Source organism: Methylobacterium sp. A54F, assembly GCF_053346035.1.
Map to the genome: position 1 here is coordinate 15,368 of NZ_JBKFBF010000003.1, position 17,418 is coordinate 32,785.

At 72.9% G+C, this 17,418-nt stretch carries 17 protein-coding genes; 9 read left to right on the plus strand and 8 right to left on the minus strand.

The window, feature by feature from the left end:
• The first annotated feature begins 2 nt into the window (after positions 1 to 2).
• Entirely contained in the window at positions 3 to 956 is a 954-nt protein-coding gene (locus ACLBXP_RS06345; RefSeq protein ID WP_447666747.1) for a glycosyltransferase family 2 protein, read from the plus strand.
• Positions 957 to 1,144: 188 nt separating this feature from the next.
• Here the strand turns inward: ACLBXP_RS06345 and ACLBXP_RS06350 are convergent, their stop codons facing one another.
• The 3 genes from ACLBXP_RS06350 to ACLBXP_RS06360 all read right to left on the minus strand — a co-directional run bounded on the left by ACLBXP_RS06350 (position 1,145) and on the right by ACLBXP_RS06360 (position 4,530).
• Positions 1,145 to 2,236: a glycosyltransferase family 2 protein gene (locus ACLBXP_RS06350; protein ID WP_447666748.1), complete on the minus strand. Its 1,092-nt coding sequence runs from the start codon at positions 2,234 to 2,236 to the stop codon at positions 1,145 to 1,147.
• A gap of 129 nt (positions 2,237 to 2,365) precedes the next feature.
• Positions 2,366 to 3,643, minus strand: a complete 1,278-nt coding sequence (locus tag ACLBXP_RS06355; RefSeq protein ID WP_447666749.1) for an ABC transporter ATP-binding protein — start codon at positions 3,641 to 3,643, stop codon at positions 2,366 to 2,368.
• On the minus strand, positions 3,643 to 4,530 hold the full coding sequence (locus ACLBXP_RS06360; protein ID WP_447666750.1) for an ABC transporter permease: 888 nt from the start codon (positions 4,528 to 4,530) through the stop codon (positions 3,643 to 3,645). The genes ACLBXP_RS06355 and ACLBXP_RS06360 overlap by 1 nt, the downstream gene beginning before the upstream one ends.
• 322 nt (positions 4,531 to 4,852) lie before the next feature.
• Here ACLBXP_RS06360 and ACLBXP_RS06365 point away from each other — a divergent pair, with 322 nt between their 5' ends.
• Complete coding sequence (locus tag ACLBXP_RS06365) at positions 4,853 to 5,911, plus strand: glycosyltransferase family 2 protein (protein WP_447666751.1); 1,059 nt, start codon at positions 4,853 to 4,855, stop codon at positions 5,909 to 5,911.
• A gap of 12 nt (positions 5,912 to 5,923) precedes the next feature.
• Here ACLBXP_RS06365 and ACLBXP_RS06370 read toward each other — a convergent pair whose 3' ends face one another.
• The 3 genes from ACLBXP_RS06370 to ACLBXP_RS06380 all read right to left on the minus strand — a co-directional run bounded on the left by ACLBXP_RS06370 (position 5,924) and on the right by ACLBXP_RS06380 (position 9,098).
• Positions 5,924 to 6,874 carry a glycosyltransferase family 2 protein gene (locus ACLBXP_RS06370; protein ID WP_447666752.1) on the minus strand — a complete coding sequence of 317 codons (951 nt, stop codon included), beginning with the start codon at positions 6,872 to 6,874 and terminating at the stop codon, positions 5,924 to 5,926.
• A gap of 236 nt (positions 6,875 to 7,110) precedes the next feature.
• The gene (locus ACLBXP_RS06375) at positions 7,111 to 8,082 is read right to left on the minus strand and encodes a glycosyltransferase family 2 protein (RefSeq protein WP_447666753.1); all 972 of its coding nucleotides are present in this window, start codon (positions 8,080 to 8,082) and stop codon (positions 7,111 to 7,113) included.
• Positions 8,082 to 9,098, minus strand: coding sequence for a glycosyltransferase family 2 protein (locus ACLBXP_RS06380; RefSeq protein WP_447666754.1), 1,017 nt, complete (start codon positions 9,096 to 9,098; stop codon positions 8,082 to 8,084). The genes ACLBXP_RS06375 and ACLBXP_RS06380 overlap by 1 nt, the downstream gene beginning before the upstream one ends.
• Positions 9,099 to 9,414: 316 nt before the next feature.
• Here ACLBXP_RS06380 and ACLBXP_RS06385 point away from each other — a divergent pair, with 316 nt between their 5' ends.
• The 7 genes from ACLBXP_RS06385 to ACLBXP_RS06415 all read left to right on the plus strand — a co-directional run bounded on the left by ACLBXP_RS06385 (position 9,415) and on the right by ACLBXP_RS06415 (position 15,917).
• Complete coding sequence (locus ACLBXP_RS06385; protein WP_447666755.1) at positions 9,415 to 10,284, plus strand: sugar transferase; 870 nt, start codon at positions 9,415 to 9,417, stop codon at positions 10,282 to 10,284.
• A 53-nt stretch (positions 10,285 to 10,337) separates the two neighbouring features.
• Positions 10,338 to 11,168 carry a family 16 glycosylhydrolase gene (locus tag ACLBXP_RS06390; protein WP_447666756.1) on the plus strand — a complete coding sequence of 277 codons (831 nt, stop codon included), beginning with the start codon at positions 10,338 to 10,340 and terminating at the stop codon, positions 11,166 to 11,168.
• A gap of 396 nt (positions 11,169 to 11,564) precedes the next feature.
• Complete coding sequence (locus ACLBXP_RS06395) at positions 11,565 to 11,834, plus strand: DUF6894 family protein (protein WP_447666757.1); 270 nt, start codon at positions 11,565 to 11,567, stop codon at positions 11,832 to 11,834.
• A gap of 271 nt (positions 11,835 to 12,105) precedes the next feature.
• Entirely contained in the window at positions 12,106 to 12,336 is a 231-nt protein-coding gene (locus ACLBXP_RS06400) for a DUF6894 family protein (protein ID WP_447666758.1), read from the plus strand.
• Positions 12,337 to 12,511: 175 nt separating this feature from the next.
• Positions 12,512 to 13,567, plus strand: coding sequence for a glycosyltransferase family 2 protein (locus ACLBXP_RS06405; protein ID WP_447666759.1), 1,056 nt, complete (start codon positions 12,512 to 12,514; stop codon positions 13,565 to 13,567).
• Positions 13,568 to 13,630: 63 nt separating this feature from the next.
• Positions 13,631 to 14,803, plus strand: coding sequence for a glycosyltransferase (locus ACLBXP_RS06410; RefSeq protein WP_447666760.1), 1,173 nt, complete (start codon positions 13,631 to 13,633; stop codon positions 14,801 to 14,803).
• Between the two features lie 79 nt (positions 14,804 to 14,882).
• Positions 14,883 to 15,917, plus strand: coding sequence for a hypothetical protein (locus ACLBXP_RS06415; RefSeq protein WP_447666761.1), 1,035 nt, complete (start codon positions 14,883 to 14,885; stop codon positions 15,915 to 15,917).
• Positions 15,918 to 15,967: 50 nt separating this feature from the next.
• Here ACLBXP_RS06415 and ACLBXP_RS06420 read toward each other — a convergent pair whose 3' ends face one another.
• Entirely contained in the window at positions 15,968 to 16,924 is a 957-nt protein-coding gene (locus ACLBXP_RS06420; RefSeq protein ID WP_447666762.1) for a hypothetical protein, read from the minus strand.
• Between the two features lie 31 nt (positions 16,925 to 16,955).
• Positions 16,956 to 17,363 (minus strand): Ivy family c-type lysozyme inhibitor, encoded by a 408-nt coding sequence (locus ACLBXP_RS06425; RefSeq protein WP_447666763.1) that lies wholly within the window; start codon positions 17,361 to 17,363, stop codon positions 16,956 to 16,958.
• Positions 17,364 to 17,418: the final 55 nt, after the last annotated feature.

Genomic DNA, 17,418 nt, shown 5'->3' on the forward strand with positions numbered 1-17,418 from the left:
ACATGCACGACCGCACCCCGCCAGCCGGCCCGGCCCGCGTCTCCGTGATCGTCCCCACCTGCAACAGGCCCGCGATGCTCGCCGAGGCCCTCGCGAGCATCCGGCGCCTCGAGGGCGACGACCTCGCCTGCGAGATCCTCGTCGGGGACAACGGCAGCACCCCGGAGACGCGGGCGGTCGCGGAGCGGTTCGGCGCCGTCTACGTCCCGACGGCCCGGACGGGCTGCGCCGGCGCCCGCAACGCCGCCCTGAGTGCCGCCACGGGCGACTTCATCGCCTTCCTGGACGACGACGACGTCTGGCTGCCGGAGAATATCCGCCCGCAGCTCGCGCACCTCGCGGCTCACCCGGAGCTGGAGGCCGTGACGGGCCAAGCCATCATCGTGGACTACAGCTTGCAGAACCCAGGCCGACCCTGGCCGGACCCGCACCCGGGCGCAGGCGACGACCTGATCCGCGCGATGCTGAGCGGCTACTTCCCGCAGGTCGGGACCCTCGTGGTGCGCCGGTCCGCCTACGAGGCGATCGGCCTCATCGACGAGCGGCTGATCTTCGGCTCGGACCACGACTGGCAATTGCGCTTCGCCCGCCGGCGCACCTTCGCCTTCATCCCCGTTCTGGGCGTGATGCTGCGCGGCCGTCCCTTCGGGAGCTTCACGGCCCTACAGATCCGGCGTCAGCGCTACGACCGCCTCATCTTCCTCCGCCACAGCCTGCCGGAATGGCGGGTCTGGCGCTCGCCGCGGGCGTTCCTGCAGGCCTATGCGGGCACGCTGCAGCACTTCTACTGGTACTTCGTGGCAACTGCGGAGCAGGCCGGCGAGCGCGGCGAGCGCACAGAGGTGCTCAATGCCGTCCGAGGCGCCATCATGGTCTTCCCGATCCGCGCCATCTATCACCTGTTCCGCCGGGCCAAGCTGCGCCGGGCCATGATGGCGAGCGCGTTGCGCGGCTGAGCGGGTGCGGCCGGCTGGCGGCCTCCCGTAACGGCGGGAAGCTCGCGGTCGGCGCCGCGCATCGGACGCAGGCGATGTCGTTGGCCTGAGCTCAGGCCATACGTTGATGTGGTCTGTGCGTCCGGCGATTTCCCGGTCTGGAATGGATTTGGAATTGCCGATCGCGCCGTGATCGAGCCGAACGGGTATCAGACTCGGACCTCATCCGCCCTTGGCCACCAGCCGATTTGCGAACCATGGGCGTACCAGGGCCGCTCGTCCGCGCCCTTGCGGCGCCGACGCAAGGCCCTGAACAGCGAGGCGAAGCGGCGGCCAGCGATGCGCTTCAGGGTGAGCTTCAACCAGACCGGCGAGCGCCGGTAGCCCGGATAGTAGCGGGCCGCGAAGGCCAAACTGTCCCGCCAAGTCCCATCGGCGGGGTCTCCGAGGGAGGTGCTGGCAATCCAGAGTGCTTCCTCGCCGAACCGTCGCTCCATCTGGGAGATCCAGGCGGAGAGTTCCGGGACACGGCCGACATGGCTCGCTTCGAAGGCCCGGCAGGTCTCAATCACTTCCCGCCGGTCTCCGATGGGACGGAGCTGATAGGCAGCGCTCATGTTCGCGGCGTGCCAGCGATAAAGGCCCTGTACGGCGTTGACGATGCCGATCGAGCCGGTCATGGCCGCCCGCATCCACATATCGAGGTCGGAGGTGTGCCGGAAAGCGGGATCGTAGCCGCCAATTCGGTGCTGGACGCTGGTGCGCATCACCGCACAGGGCGTCGGTACGGCATTTCCCTGTGCGCAGATCCGATGCAGGAAGGCCCGGCCCGGAACGACTTGGCAGGAGGCCTCGTGCGGGTCGGGCAGCGTGAGTTCTCCGCCATCGTCGGCCAGCATCAGGGCCATGCCGTAGGCCATGGCAATATTGGCATCGATCTCCATCAGCGCTGTCGCGCGAGCCAGCGAGCCGGGCGCGAGGAGATCGTCGGCCGAGAGCAGCACTACGTAGTCGGCCGTGGCCCAATCCATCACGCCACGGTTGGCGGTGGCGATGAGGCCGAGGTTCTTCGCGTTGCGCAGGTAGGTCACCCGCGGATCGGCCGCCGCGAGGCGCCGGGCCACCGCCGGCGTGTCGTCCGGCGAGGCGTCGTCGACGATGAGCACGCGCACGTGCACGTCACGTTGCGATAGGACGCTCGCGACGCAGCCCTCCAGATAGTGAGCGTAATTGTAGCAGGGTACGACGATATCAACGCAGGGCATGATCTTCCCCAGGGATCCGATGTACGGCTCCGCCACGGCGCGCCGGCATGGAACCGACAGCGTAGCGCTTCCGGGTGAGCGCCGGAGAGGTGAGGCGGCTGCGCATGGAGCCGAGCCCGCCGAGAGCGATTGCCTTCGAGGGGTCGGCCCGTCGCATCGCTACCCTCACCGACCGCCGGGCTCGCCCGTGCCCGTCAGCAAATCGAGCGGGCCCTGCCGGTGCAGCCACGCCCCAGATTCGTGGAACACGCCGAACACGTCGGGCTCGAGGTCGGGATCGGCGACGTGGAAGCGCGGGCCGAGCCGTGCCGCCAGGGGCCGCCCTGCATCCTCGGCGAGGAGCGTGACTGAGACCGCGTAGGAGGCCGCCGTGAGGGAGAGGGGGCCTGTGGTCAGCTCCACCGTGCCCGCCGTCCCGAGCTCCAGGGGGCCGACGCCGTCGAGGAGCGTGGAGTAGTTGCAGCAAAGCACGTCGTCGGAGCGCGTCAGCGAGATCCGCACATTGGGCCGCCGGACCGGCTGCGAGGCCCCATAATGCACCCGCACGCGCAGGCGCTCGCCGGGCTCGAACAGGGTCCTGGGCTGGTCTGCCTCGTCCAGGACCTCGATGCCCCGGATGTCGACGGGGGCGGTGCCGTCGTCCCGGAACCAGGTCGGCGCCGCGAGGTAGCTGTCGGCCTCGTAGAGCCGCAGGCCCTCGTCGGTGGGACCGTCGTAGGCGATGCGCCCCTTGCGGATGTAGATCACCCGGCTGCACATCGTCTTGATGCTGAACATGTTGTGCGAGACGAGCAGGATCGTCGCCCCGCTCCGCTCCAGGCGGTGGGCGAGGTCCATACACTTCTTCTGGAAGCTGTAATCGCCGACCGCCAGGACCTCGTCGAGGAGCAGGATGTCGGGCTCGAGGTGCGCGGCCACCGAGAAGGCCAGGCGCACGTACATGCCGCTCGAGTAGCGCTTCACCGGCATGTCGATGAAGGCGCCGATCTCCGAGAACTCGACGATGGCGTCGAATTTCTTCAGGATCTCCTCCCGGTCCATGCCGAGGATCGAGCCGTAGAGGAAGATGTTCTCGCGCCCGCTCAACTCCTGGTGGAAGCCGGTGCCGACCTCGAGGAGCGCGCCGAGGCGCCCGGTGATGCGGGCCCGGCCCTCGGAAGGCGTCACGATGCGCGAGAGCATCTTGAGAAGGGTGCTCTTGCCGGCCCCGTTGAGGCCGATGATGCCGACCGTCTCGCCGCGCGCGATCTCGAAGTTCGCGTCGCGCAGGGCCCAGAAGCTCTCCCGGGCCGGGGAAGCCCGCCGCCCGGCGGGACGGCGCAGGCCGTCCCCGAGCCGCCGCAGCCCGTCGCCGAGGGCGTCGCGCAGCGAGTTCTGGTGTGCGGCGCGGGGCGCGCGCCGGTATTCCTTGCCCAATCCCTGAACGCTGATCGCCGTCGACATCAGATCACATCCGCGAAAGAGCGCTCCATGCGCCGGAAGAACAGGAGCCCGCTCCCGACGAGGACCGCGGCCGCGACGACGCTCACCCCGAGGGCGAAGAGGTCCGGGGCGGCGGTGGGGAGGAGGGCCCAGCGAAACGCCTCGATCAGCCCGACCATCGGGTTGAGGGCGAACAGCCAGCGCCACTCGGCCGGCACGATGCTGGCCGCGTAGGCCACCGGCGAGGCGTACATCCAGAGTTGCACGAGGAAGGGCAGCGTGTGCTTCACGTCGCGGAAGCGCACGTTGGTGGGCCCGAGCCAGAGGCCGACGCCGAGGGCGAGGGCGCCGGTGGCGAGCACCACCGGCGGCACGAGGACGAGCCGCCAGCCCGGGACGAAGCCGTACCAAGCCATCAGCGTCAGGAGGACCGCGAGGGCGATCACGAGGTCGACGAGGGGCGAGATCACCGCCGCGAGGGGAATCACGAGGCGGGGGAAGTAGATCTTGCGGATCAGCTCCGCCTCGCCGACGAGGCCCGAGGCGCTGCGGCGCAGGGCCTCGGAGAAGTAGGTCCAGAGCACCACCGCGGTGCCGGCGAAGAGCGCGTAGGGCAGGCCGTCGGCGGGCATCTTCGCGAAGTGGCCGAAGATCACCGTGAAGATCGCCACCGTGAACAGCGGCTGGGCGATCGCCCAGGCGGCGCCGAGCGCGGTCTGCCGGTAGAGCACCTTGAGGTCGCGCCCGACGAGGACCATCATGAGGCCGCGATAGCGCCAGAGGCCGGCTGCCCCGAAATCGAGGCGGCCGCCCTCGGGCCGGATCTCGGTCACCTGCAGGGGCGGCGGCGTCTCGGCCAGGAGGGCGCCCGGCGGGCTCGCCAGGGCGGAAACCGGTCCGTTCGTCATCGTGATTGATCCGCTCTCGTTCGGCCGGGACGGGCGGTCCGGCCGCGGGGCGCGAGGCCCGGCGGCGGACGGGAGGCCGCCGGCCCGCTGCTTCCGGGATAGCTCGGCACCCGGAACCGGCGAACCACGCCTTTCGGTGGGCGCGAGCCCCCATCCCTCCTCCGAACGGCCGATGCATCACCCCGCCGGCGGGGGTGGGCCCGCGCCCCGGGGGGAGCCCCCACCCCGAAGGATCGTCTTTCCGTCCCGCCCGGCCCCGCGCGAGGTGAGCCCATCCCGCCCGCCGAAGCGTCGGCCGGGCGCCAGACGGGGAAAGCGCGCGATGCCGGAACAGGACGCCGCAGCGGCAGGCACGGGACCGCAGGTGACCATCGCGATGCCAGCCCTCGACGAGGCCGAGCACATCGCGGAGGCGATCGCCTCGGTGCTGCCGTCACCGGGCGACATCGCCTGCGAACTCCTCGTCCTCGACGGCGGCAGCCGGGATGGCACCCAGGAGATCGTCCGGCGCCTCGCGGCCGGCGACCCGCGCATCCGGCTCGTCGACAATCCGGGCCGGCTGCAATCGGCCGGCGTCAACCTCGCAGCGCGCCTCGGGCACCCGGCGGCGCGGATCCTGGTGCGGGCCGACTGCCACGCCGCCTACCCGGCCGGCTGGGTCGCGGCGCTGGCCGGAACCTTGCGGTTCCGGGGGGCGGCCTCGGTGGTGGTGCCCCTGCGCACCCTCGGTGCGGCGCCCCTGCAGCGCGCGATCGCGGCGGCGCAGAACAGCCGGCTCGGCAACGGCGGCTCCGCCCACCGCCTGGGCGGCCGCTCGGCCTACGTGGAGCACGGGCACCACGCGGCCTTCGACCGGGCGGCCTTCCTGCGCGCCGGCGGCTACGACGAGACCTTCTCGCACAACGAGGACGCCGAGTTCGACCGGCGCCTCGCGGCCGCGGGCGGGCGGATCTGGCTCGCCGGCGACCTCTCCATCGGCTACTATCCGCGCCGGACCCTGCCGGCCCTCGCGCGGCAGTACTTCAACTACGGCCGCGGCGCGGCCCGCACGCTCCTCAAGCACGGCGCCCTTCCGCGGCCGCGCCAGGCGCTTCCGCCCCTGATCCTTCTCGCGTGCCTGGCCTCCCTGGGGCTCGCCGCCTGGCACCCGGCCTTCCTCGCCGTGGCCATCCTCTACGCGGCGTCCTGCGGCCTGATCGGCCTCATCCTGGCCCTCCGCAGCGGCCAGCGGGCGGCCCTGCTCAGCGGCCCGGCCGCGATGACGATGCACCTCGCCTGGGGCGCCGGCTTCCTCTCGCGCGGGTGCTATCTCCTGCGCCTGCGGGGCGCCCGCCGCGGGCTTCCCGCGCCGGGCCTGCGCTCGGGCCCGAGCACGCCCTGAGGGCGGAGGCGCTCAGCCGTGGTCGGGGACCACGGCCTGCGCGCGCCGCCCCGCCAGCGACCCTCGCACGGACAAGGCTGCGTATCTCAGGAAGCCGACCGCCGTACGGAGGATCTTCCTGCGCTTGCTGACCCCGAAGGTGTATCGGTCCCGGCGATTCAGGACCAGCTCCAGCACGGCATCCCTGAGATCCCACTTCAGCTGGTTCACGAACAGCCTGGGCCTCAGGATGTACTTCGCGTAGAGGGCTCCCTCGCCCTCGTTGTAGTAATCGATCACCCGCTGCACGGCCGTTTCATCGCGGCGGCCATGATGATGCCGGATCAGCAGGTCCGGGCAGTACTCGATGTCGAAGCCGCTGAAGTGCGTCCGGTACAGGTAGTCGCTGTCCTCGGCGGCCTTCAGCGGCGCCCCGACGCCGAAGCGGGTGTCGAAGGGGCCGACCTCGCGGAACAGGGCCCGCGGCGCGGTCATGTTGCAGCCGAGGATGAAGCCGCCGATCTGGTTCTGGACGTTGCCCGGATCGAAGCGGCGTGCTTCACGATCCCGGATCACCGTGAAGGGCAGATCGTCCTGGTCGCCGAGCTCGACGCGCCCCCCCCTGAGGACCGGACGGTCGTCGCGGCCGTGAAGCGCGAGCGCACGCACGAGGTAGTCGGGCGCCATCCGGCAGTCGTCATCCGTGAACGCGACCAGGGCGCCGGCCGCCCGGCGAAGGCCGGCATTGCGCGCGAAGGACAACCCGGGCCGCGGTTCGGCCAGGACGTCGAACGAGACCTCGGCGCGCGTGAGCAGCTCGGCGGCCGTCGATGCCGTCGCATCGCTCGATGCGTTGTCGACGACGACCAGCTCGCAGCGCGCGGGCCGCGCGGCCTCCATCGCCGCCACGATGGCGGACAGGCAGGCCGCCAGGTGCCCGGCACTGTTGCGCGTACAAACGATGATCGAGCAGTCCATCTCCATCACCCCTCACCGGCGTGCACGTGACGCCTCGGCACGTTCGCGAAATCGTCGCGGACACGGATCGCAAAACCGTCCGGTCGCCCGGCCCGCCCTGTGCGGGATAGCGTGGGACCGTGAGGCTGCGAACCAAGCCTTTCGGCGGCCCCGAGGCACCCGCGCTCCTTCGAACGGCCGATGGCCCGTCCGCGGACGGGCCGGCCCCTCCGAGCCGGGGCGCGATGCCGGATCGGCCGTCCTCACGGGGCGGCCGGCCTGACGTTGACCGGTGCGGTTTCCCGCCCGTAGCGGACGGGGTCGTATTCCCGGTAGCCGTGGCCGAGGGCCGCGGCGATCAGGCCCGCCCCGCGGCACAGGGTGAAGGCGCTGCCGATCAGCGGGCGCCGCCGCAGACCCAGGGCGGCGAGGAGGCGCAGGCCGCCGCCGCCGAGGCGGGCGAGCCCGCGCAGGCCGCTCACCACGCGGCCCGCCGCGCCCTCCACCGGATAGCGGCCGAGATGGGCATCGATGCTGCCGGTGCGGTACCAGCGGGCGAGCAGCCAGGCGGGCCGCATGCGGCGCTCGGGGATCGCGTCGTAGACGAGGGCGCCCTCCGCCCAGGCGATGCGGTGGCCCGCGCGCAGGAGGGCGAGGAAGAAGTAGGTGTCCTCGCCGCCGAGCAGGTTGAAGCGCAAATCGAAGCTCAGCCCGAGCTCGGCCACGACGGCGAGGTCGATCATCGCATTCGCCGTGTAGGCGTCGGCGACGAGCCCGTCCCGCACGGGAAGGCGCTTGGCGAAGTAGCCGCCCGCCGCCGCCCAGGCCGGCGGGGGCGCGGCGAAGACCGGGACAACGGGGCCGACGCAGGCCGCCGCGCCCGTGGCGCGCATCGTCTCCGCGAGGCCCTCGAGCCAGTCGGGCGCCGGCATCTCGTCGTCGTCGACGAGGGCCGCCCAGCGCGCGCCGAGGGCCTGGGCCTCCCGCAGGGCGCGGTTGCGCGCGAAGGTCAGCCCGCGCTGCGGCTCGTGCCGCGCCGTCAGGCGGAACCGTCCGGAGACCGCGTAGGCGGCGCAGACCGCGGCGGCCTCGGCGCCGGGCCCGTTGTCGACCACCACGATCTCGACCTCCTCCGGGTCGAGGCTCGCGAGGCGCTGGCGGTCGAGGGCTGCGAGCAGGGCCGCCAGACCCTCGGGGCGCTCGCAGGTGCAGATCGCGATGCAGGTCCGGGCCATCACAGGGCCTCCGACGTCACGGCGGGGCGGGCGAACCGGCGGGCGGACAGCCGCTTGCGGACCGCCTGCCGCAGCTGGTTCGCCAGGATCGGCCAGGCCGGCGGGTGCAGGAGGGCCCGGCCGGCGCCGGCGCGCCACTGGCCCGCCTGCGCCCGCGCCACCACGCCGGTGACGATCCGCGCCGTCGCGAGGCCGCTCCGGTAGCGCTGCGAGGCGGCGCGGGTCCGCGGGTCGGCGTCGAGGCCGAACCGGGCCTCCAGCCTGTCGTAGCCGGCGGCCAGACGCGCGACGTCGGCCTCCGCGAGGCGGTGGGACAGGGAGGAGGCCGAGCGGCGGTAGCCGTAGGCGCCCTCGGAGGTCACCAGGTAGCGGACCCCCTGCGCGAGGGCCGCGAGGCAGAACAGGAAGTCCTCGCCGATCCGCACGTCCTCGTCGTAGCGCAGGCCGAGGTCGCGCACGCGCCCGGCCCGGATCATCGGCTTGAGGTAACCGAGGGGGAAGCCCGCTCGCAGGAGGACGTTGCTGTCGAGGTAGGCGGCCATGCCGACCTCGAAGAGGTAGGGCTCGCGGCCGCGCGGCATCAGGGGCGCGCCCGCGGGATCGAAGGTGCCCGTGAACGGCACCACGTTGTCGGCGACGCAGTCGACCCCCGTCGCCTCGGCGAGGTCGAGGAGCATGCGGGCGCGGTCCGGCAGGACGATGTCGTCGGCATCGAGCACGGCGAGCCAGCGTCCCCGCGCGGCCCGGATCGCGGCGTTGCGGGCCGCCGCGGGCCCGCGCGCGGCCTCGTGCCGGACGAGCCGGACCCGCGGGTCGGCCTCGGCGAGGCGGGCCACGACCGCGGCCGTGTCGTCGGTCGAGGCGTCGTCGACGACGACGACCTCGACGCGCACCCGCCGCTGGTCGAGGGCGCTGCGCAGGGCGGCTCCGATGACGGGCGCGGCGTTGCGGGCCGCCATCAGGAAGGAGATGTCGGGCGCGGGCAGCTCGGCCCCGCGGGCGGTCGGATCAGGCATCGGGGCTCCGCGCCGTGGCGTTGGCGCGCGGGGTTCCGCACGCGCGGCCTCCACTGTCCGCCGCCGTCCCGGGCCGCCCGAGTCCCCCAAACAGGGTAGGCGCCGGCGCTGCGCGCCGCGCCGCGCTACCCCGAAGGCGGCATCGCCCGATGCCGGTGGGGCACCCGCCGCGGCCCGGCGGCGCCCGCGGAGCGTCCCCTCCGCCGAAAGTCGGCGTCCGGCGCCCCCGGAGCGGAATCCCTACGACTCTGGGGTGTCTAGCGCCGCCGCCGTCCTGGCCTGAACCCTCGTCGCGGAGCATTTCACGAGGACGACGATGGAACGCGCACGGCTCGGAGAATCCGAACACACGCCGGTGCCCGAGGAAGCCCCGGCCGAGCCCCTGCAGGCCGCCCTTCCGGGCGCGGCCTCCCCGGGGGCGCTGATTCCGGGTCCGCGCATCCAGGATCTCGGCTTCGGCGACCTCGGCATCCGCGAGCTCAGCATGGCGGAGCTCGCGCGCTCCGGCCGGCCGGCCGCGGTGGGCTGGCGCGGACGCCGGGCCCGGAGCGTCGAGGCCTTCGACGCCCGCCCCCTCGGCGGGCATCGCAAGCGTGCCATGGACCTCGTCATCGCCCTCCTGGTCGCCTTCCTGGTGCTGCCCCTGATCGTGGTGCTGATGGCGCTGCTGCGGGCGACGAGCGCGGGCCCGGTCTTCTTCGCCCAGACCCGCATCGGCTTCGACGGCAGGACCTTCCGGTGCCTGAAGTTCAGGACCATGGTGGTGGACGGCGACGCGGTCCTCCAGCGCCACCTGCGGGCGAACCCCGCCGCGGCGCGGGAGTGGGAGGAGACGCGCAAGCTCCGCAACGACCCCCGCATCACCCCGGTCGGGCGGTTCCTGCGCCTCACGAGCCTCGACGAGCTGCCCCAGCTCATCAACATCATCCGGGGCGAGATGAGCCTCGTCGGGCCACGGCCCATCGTCGCGGACGAGCTCGACCGCTACGGCCTGTTCCGGAACTGCTACCTGCGCGGGCGCCCGGGCCTGACCGGGCTGTGGCAGGTGAGCGGGCGCAGCTGCGTGGGCTACGGGATGCGAGTCGAGCTGGACCGCACCTACGTGGCGCAATGGTCCCCGTGGGTCGACCTGAAGATCCTCTGCATGACGGTGCCCGCCGTCCTGCGCACGCACGAAGCGGGCTGAGACCGGCCGCCGCGGCCTGATCGCTCCGACCCTGGAAGAACGGAAAGGCCGACATGGTCGCCCATCGCCGCCCCTGCCTGCGCACGGCCCTCCTGCCCTTGGCCCTTCTCGCGGCGGTCGCCCCGCGCCCGGCCGCGGCGGAGGGCGAACCGAAGGCCCCGCCGCCGGGCGGTGCCTCCTTCGTCGACCGCTTCGACCACCTCGACCACCAGCGCTGGTTCGTGGCGGACGGCTGGGCCAACGGCCCGATCCAGGCCTGCACGTGGTCGCCGCGCAACATCGCGATCGGGAGCGCGGGGGGCCTGACGCTGTCCCTCAGCCCGATTCCCTACAAGGACCGCAAGTTCAGCTGCGCCGAGATCCAGAGCACGGCCTTCTACGGCTACGGCACCTACGAGGTGCGCATGCGGCCGGCCGCGGGATCGGGCGTCGTCAGCACCTTCTTCACCTTCACGGGGCCCCCGAACGGGACGCCCCAGGACGAGATCGACTTCGAGTTCCTCGGCAAGGAGCCCGGCAAGGTCCAGCTCAACTACTTCGCGAGCGGGCAGGGCGGCCACGAGACGCTGATCGACCTCGGCGGAGACGCCTCGAAGAAGACGGTCGACTACGCGCTCCAGTGGTTTCCCGACCGCGTGCGCTGGTACGTGAACGGCAAGCTCGTCCACGAGGTCACCCGCGCGGCCGACGCGCCGTTCCCGGAGCGCCCGGGCCGGATCATCATCAGCATCTGGAACGGCACCGATCTCGTCGCGGACTGGGTGGGCCCCTCGGCCGCGCTCGACAAGCCCCTGACCGCCACCTACGAGCGGATCGCCTTCACGCGGATGGGCGAGCCCTGCGCCTTCCCGGATTCCCTGGCCTGCCGGGCGCCCTCGAACTGAGCGCTCTCGACCCGAGTGCCCGCGCCGCCGCGCGGGGGCCGGGCCACGCTCGCCGCGGCTCCCGGTCCCGGCCACGGAGGGCGGCGAGGACGAGGCCGCCGAGCAGGGCGCCGAGGCCGCCGCCGACCGGGGCGGCCAGCACGGCGAGCCACGGCCCGTAGGGGACCAGCAGGATCCCCAGGGCGAACCCGCCGACGATGGCCGATGCTCCCGTGACGATCACGGGCTCCTCCCCGACAGACTGGACGTGGCTTTCATCGCAGGGGCAGGATTGTTAAGGCTTTCGCGGGCCGGGTCCAGACCGTCGCCGGTTCCGCCGCCGCCCGGGTCGCGGCCGGGCGCGGACGCGCCCGGCGAGGTCCGGATCCGGGAGACGTGGATCTGGGAGGTGCGACCATGCCCCGCTACTTCTTCCACACCCACGTGCGCACGCCCCTGGGCGAGGATGTCATCACCGACCTGAACGGCGCCGAGCTCGGCGATGCCGATCAGGCCTGGGAGGCGGCCCGGCGCACCATCCTGGCGACCATGAGCGACCCGAAGAACCAGGAGCGGCTGATGGCCGCGAGCCTCGTCGTGACCGACGCGGACGGCGCGGTGGTGCTGGAATTCCCCTTCGCCGAGGCCCTCTCCCTGCCGCCGGAGGACGACGCGCGGCGCCACTGAGGGCAGGGGGCCTGCGTTCCAGGCGCGGGACGCCTACCGCCTTCTGCTAAGGCGATCCGCCGATCAGGCGAGCCCCACCCCGGGCCCGGGCGGATTCTTAGCAGAATGGACTCCGAGCCCGCGTTGCGGGGGGCGGTAGAGTGTGACGAGCGGCGCACGATGGCCGTCACGCACGGCTCGGCGCCGCGCGCGGTTGCGCGCGGTTCCCGACGACGCACGTGGCCTAACGAAGCGTGCTGGGCCGAGAGACGTGTGCCGCCGGGAGGATCGGGTGCTGAAGCGTTATCACTTCAATCTGCGCAAGGACGACCTGATCGTGCCCGACGACAGCGGCGTCGAGGCGGCGGACCTCGACGAGGCGGTGCGGCAGGCGGAGATCGTGCTCGAGGAGATGGGCCGCAGCGGCGAGCTCGTCGGCGTGGAGGAGGGCTGGCGGATGGTCATCAAGGACGCCGACGGCACGACCCTGCGCGAGGTCCAGATCCGTCCCTCGGCGCGGTGACGCCCGGACGGTCCCCGCGCCCCGGCGGGATCCCCCGTCCGGGTGGGGTGCCGCGGGCGTCCTACCTCCTACGGCGGAGGGCGATCACGAGAATGGCGCGCGTGAGGCTCCGGGCGACTCGGCCCATCCTCGGACGGTCGGCGCCGGAACCGGCGGTGCATCGAGGATCATGGCCGTGACATCCCACGCGCGCACGGAGAGCTCTGAGCGGGTCTGCGTCATCATCGCGGCCTTCAACGCCGAGGCGACGATCGCGCGCGCGGTCGCCTCCGCCCTCGCCGAGCCGGAGGTCGCCGAGGTGATCGTCGTCGACGATGCCTCGCCGGACCGGACCGCGCTCGCCGCCTACGCGGCGGGCGGCGGCTCCGAGCGGTTCACGCTCATCCGGCAGGGCCGGAACCGCGGCCCGGCGGCGGCGCGCAACACCGCCATCGCGCACGCGCGGGCGCCCCTGCTGTCGATCCTCGACGCGGACGACTACCTCCTGCCCGGCCGCATGCGGCGCCTCCTGGCGGCCGCGCCCGGGCACTGGGACTTCCTGGCCGACGACATGCTGATCGTGCCGGAGGCCTGGACCGGCGCCCTCGGCATCCCCTTGCGCCAGCCGGGCGATCCGGCGGCGCGCACCCTCGGCCTCGCGGAGTTCGTGGCCGGCAACCTGCAGCACCCGCGCTCGCACCGCCAGGAGTTCGGTTTCCTCAAGCCGCTCATGCGGCGCAGCTTCCTCGATGCGGCGGGCCTGGCCTACGACCCGGAGCTGCGGCTCGGCGAGGATTACGCCCTCTACGTGGAGGCGCTCGCGCGCGGCGCCGTCTTCGGGCTCACGGCCGCCTGCGGCTACGTCGCCGTCGAGCGCGCCGGCTCCCTCAGCGGACGGCACGCGACGGCCGACCTCGCGCGGATCGCCGCCTTCGACGCCCGCCTCCTGGCCGGCCCCGAGCCGCTGACGGCGGCCGAGCGGAATGCGCTCCGCGCGCACCGGGACGCCACCTTGCGCAAGTGGCAGTACCGCCGCGTGCTCGACCGCCGGCGGGAGCGGGGCTACGGCGCGGCGCTGGCGGAGCTGCTGCGCGCGCCCCACGCCTGGACGCACATCCTCGACGCCACGGTGCGGGCCAGGACCCAAGGCTGGGCGAGAGGCTGGGACCGGGCTCTCGGAAAGGCGCGGCCGCAGGCGCCGCGGCCGCCCCGCCTGCTCATCGGCGGAGCCGGCGTCGCGGGCGCGTCCTAGGGTCCGCAGCCGATATCCGGCGACCCGCGCCGCATCCGAAACCCCCATCGAGAAGTCTGGCCGGTGAATTACTTCAGCTCGCAGGACCTGCGCCCGCCCCACGCCGCCGGCACGATCGCACGCGAGACTCCACGTGGGGCTCCCGGCGAGGATTCCGGCGAGGATTCCGGCAAGGGTCCCGGCAAGGGTCCCGGCAAGGCGGACGCGCAGGGCGAGCTCGTGCTCCTGTTCTACGACGGCTACGAGCGGAGCGCGCACGCCAACCCCGCGCGGCGCCTGAAGGCGAACCTCCGCGCGCGCCTGCGCGCCGCCTACCGGAGCGCGCGCGGGATGCAGGTCAACACCGGCTTCTACGCGGCCTTCCTGAACCTCGTCGGGGCCCTGCGGGCCGGCGGCTACGACGTGCGCATCAACGATTTCGGCCTGGCGAGGCGCTTCCCGACCTATCCGGTCGGGATCGCCGGCTACCCGAGCGTCCTGGAGGGCGTGTCGGGCCTCGCCAACCCGATGCTCTTCGGCCCCGGCGATCCGGGCTTCCCCGACCGGGCGCGGGAGGTCCTCGACCAAACGAACGTGCGCGCCATCATCCAGCCCTCGGACTGGTTCGTGGAGCATTACCGCACCACCTGCGGCGACCGGGTCGTGCGCTGGCCGGTGGGCCTCGACACGGAGCGCCTGGGCGACCAGCGCACCGCGCCCAAGAGCGTCGACGTCCTGATCTACGACAAGATCCGCTGGCACCACGACGCGGTCTACGCCGCGGTCGTGGCCCGGCTGGAGGCCCATCTCAGGGCCCGGGGCCTCAGCTACGAGATCGTCCGCTACGGGAGCCACACCTACCCGAGCTTCCTCGAGAAGCTGCGCCGGTCCCGCAGCTTCGCCTTCATCTGCGAGCACGAGACCCAGGGCCTGGCCTGCCAGGAGGCGATGAGCATGAACGTCCCGGTCTTCGCCTGGGACGAGGGCGAACTCGTCGACCCGCAGCAGATCCCGTTCCTGCCCCCGGGGCTCGCGGTGAGCTCCGTGCCCTACTTCGATGCCCGCTGCGGAATCCGGTTCCGGCGGGCGGACATCGAGGCGCGGTTCGACACCTTCTGGTCGCGCGTCGCGACGTACCGGCCGCGCGACTACGTCCTCGAGACCCTGACCCTGGCGTCCTCGGCGGAGGCCTACGTCGACATCCTGGGCCGCCTGGGGCCGCTGCACCCGCTGGCGGACCTGAGGCGCGGCGCCTGACCCGGGCGCCGCTGGGACGCGCGGGCGGGATCACGAACGGAGTCCGCCCGGCCGCGGACCAGGAGAGGGGGCGACGGGGATGAGATCGACATTTTGCATCGCGGAAGACCGCGCGTCCTTCGAGATCGCCGTGAAGATCCTCGTCTGCAGCCTGGACGAGCACTGTCCGGGCACCGACGTGAACATCTTCGTGCCGAACCCGAGCCCCGCCTTCCGCGACTGGCTCGCCCCCTACGGGCAGGTCCGGCTCCTGTCGGGGCAGATCCTGCCCGCCGACACGCGCTACGACGTGAAGCCGCACGCCATCACGGCGCTGTTCGGGATGGGCTACGACGAGGTCATCTGGCTGGATTCCGACCTGATCGTGTACCGGGACATCCGCGGCTTCTTCGCGGGCGCCGGGCCCGAGACCGTGCACGTCGCGGAGGAGGCGCTCTGCCACAACCACTCGGATGCCGGCGCCCGGCGGGCCCGGGGCTGGGGCTTCCCGGTGGGGCGGTGCTTCCCCTTCACCCTCAACACGGCGATCCTGCGGGTGACGCGCCAGCACGCGCCGCTCGTCGATTTCTGGATGAGCCTCCTGCAGACCGAGGCCTACCGGACCGCGCAGAGCAAGCCCTGGGACCACCGGCCCTGCCACCTGTTCGGCGACCAGGACGTCCTGTCGGCCGTCCTCGCGAGCCGGGATCACGCGCACCATCCCGTCGCGCTGATCCGGCGGAAGTTCCACATCGTCCAGTATTTCGGCCCCTACGGCTACACCGTCGCCGAGCGCATCCACCAGCTGACCCACGGGGGGCCGTACTTCATCCACGCGCAGGGGCATCGGCCGTGGCTGACGGGCGGGCGCGGGCGCGCCGGCAGCGCCTACGCGGCGTTCTCGCAGCTCTACTACGACATCTCGCCCTACATCCTCGCGGCGCGCCGGTACGCGGGCCGCGTCGGCAACCCGGCCTGGCTCGCCCGGCCCGGATGGGTGATGCGCGCCATGAGCCTGCTCGGCGCCCGCACGGTCACCCTGACCGGGATGCCCCTGGCGGCGAGCGCGGATCTCATGCGGGTCGCCAACCTGGCTTTGTATTACCTCGGCGTGAAGAAGTATAAGCTCGAGTGAGACCGCCCCCGGCGAGCGGCACCCGCTCGTTCGCCGGCCGGAGCGGCGCCTCAATCGCCGCTGTCGCAGCCTTCCGCGATGCCGGCCCGCAGCATCGGACAGGCGCGGATCAGGCTCCGCACGGCGGGCCCGATCCCGGCGAGGGGGATCCGCGTCGGGCTCTCGACCCGGGCGAGGTCGGCGTCGGACCGGATCGTCACCGGGCGCCCGTCCTGGCGGATCGTCAGGGTTGTGCGCCGGTCCCGCCATTCCAGGGCGACGAACTCCGCGTTCAGGATCAGAACCTCCCGCCCGCGCAGGTACTTATCCATCCCGCATCCCTGCTCCGCGACCTGCAGGAAGCCCGCCTCCTGCGTCGGCGCGTAGCCGCCCATGCCGCCCCCGCCCGGGAAGTAGAGGGCGAAGGAGGGCTTGTGCCCGGGCCGGCTGCCGAGCCGCGGGGACATGCGGACGAAGAAGCCCCGCGTCGCGCCGCCGGTGCCGCAGGCGAGCCCGAAGGCGTCCTCGCCCACCCCAACATGCGCCGTGAGCCCGAGGACCGGGTGCTGGCCGTAGCGCCACTGCGGTGCCGCGGCGGGAGGCGGTGCCTCGGTCGCGGGCTTGTCCGCCGCGATGGCGTGCAGGACGTTGACGCTGCCCGAGGCGCCGCACGAGAAGATCCCGACCGAGACCCGGTTGCCCGTCCGGATCAGCGCCTCGTAGCCCCGCCGGACCGCAGCCCGGGTCGCCTCGGACCGGAATTCCGCGACCGGGGCCGTGTTCACGAAGATCTCCGGCCCTCGCTTGGCGCGCAAACGGAAGCCGCTGATCGCGCCCTGCTCGCGCTCCACCGCCCCGATCCGCCCGGACTCGCGGGCGGGCAGGCAGCCCTCGGCCGGCTGCAGGTTCGCCATCGCCGTCATGGTCCCGTCCGGCGCCTCGGTCAGGCGCGGCTCCGCGCGCGCCGGCGCGCCGAGGATCGCGGCCAGCAGGGTTGCGGCCGGAAGGAGGAACGGGATCCGTCGCATCGCGCTCTCCTGCGGGCCGGCGCGGCCGGCCTCACGGGCTCATGAAGGACCGGGCGAGGGCGGCCCGCATGGGCTCGTCCGGGTCGCCCAGGTAGGTGATGCCGACACGGTTCTGGGGCCCGACCTCGCGGTGCGCCATCCAGATCCGGCGGGTCCGCGGGTCCGCGATCACGACCACCTGATTGTCCAGGCAGTTGTGGGGCTGACAGAGCGCGGACTTCAGGTGGCGCTGCCCGCCGACATCGATGGAGGCGACCGGCTCCTCCACGCCCGCGAGGGTCGGGATCCAGCTGTCCCACTTGGGAAACCGCCGGCCCTCCATCAGGGCGTCCCAGCTCTGCCGCCAGGGGGCCCGCCGGATCAGGTCGCTGAACTTGACCTCCCCGGCGAGGCTCGCGGTGCCGGCGAGCAGCATCAGCAGCAACAGGCACGATCGCATCGCGGCGCTCCGTGGTTCGGGACGCGCGGGCCCGGCGAGACCGGCACCACGCCGA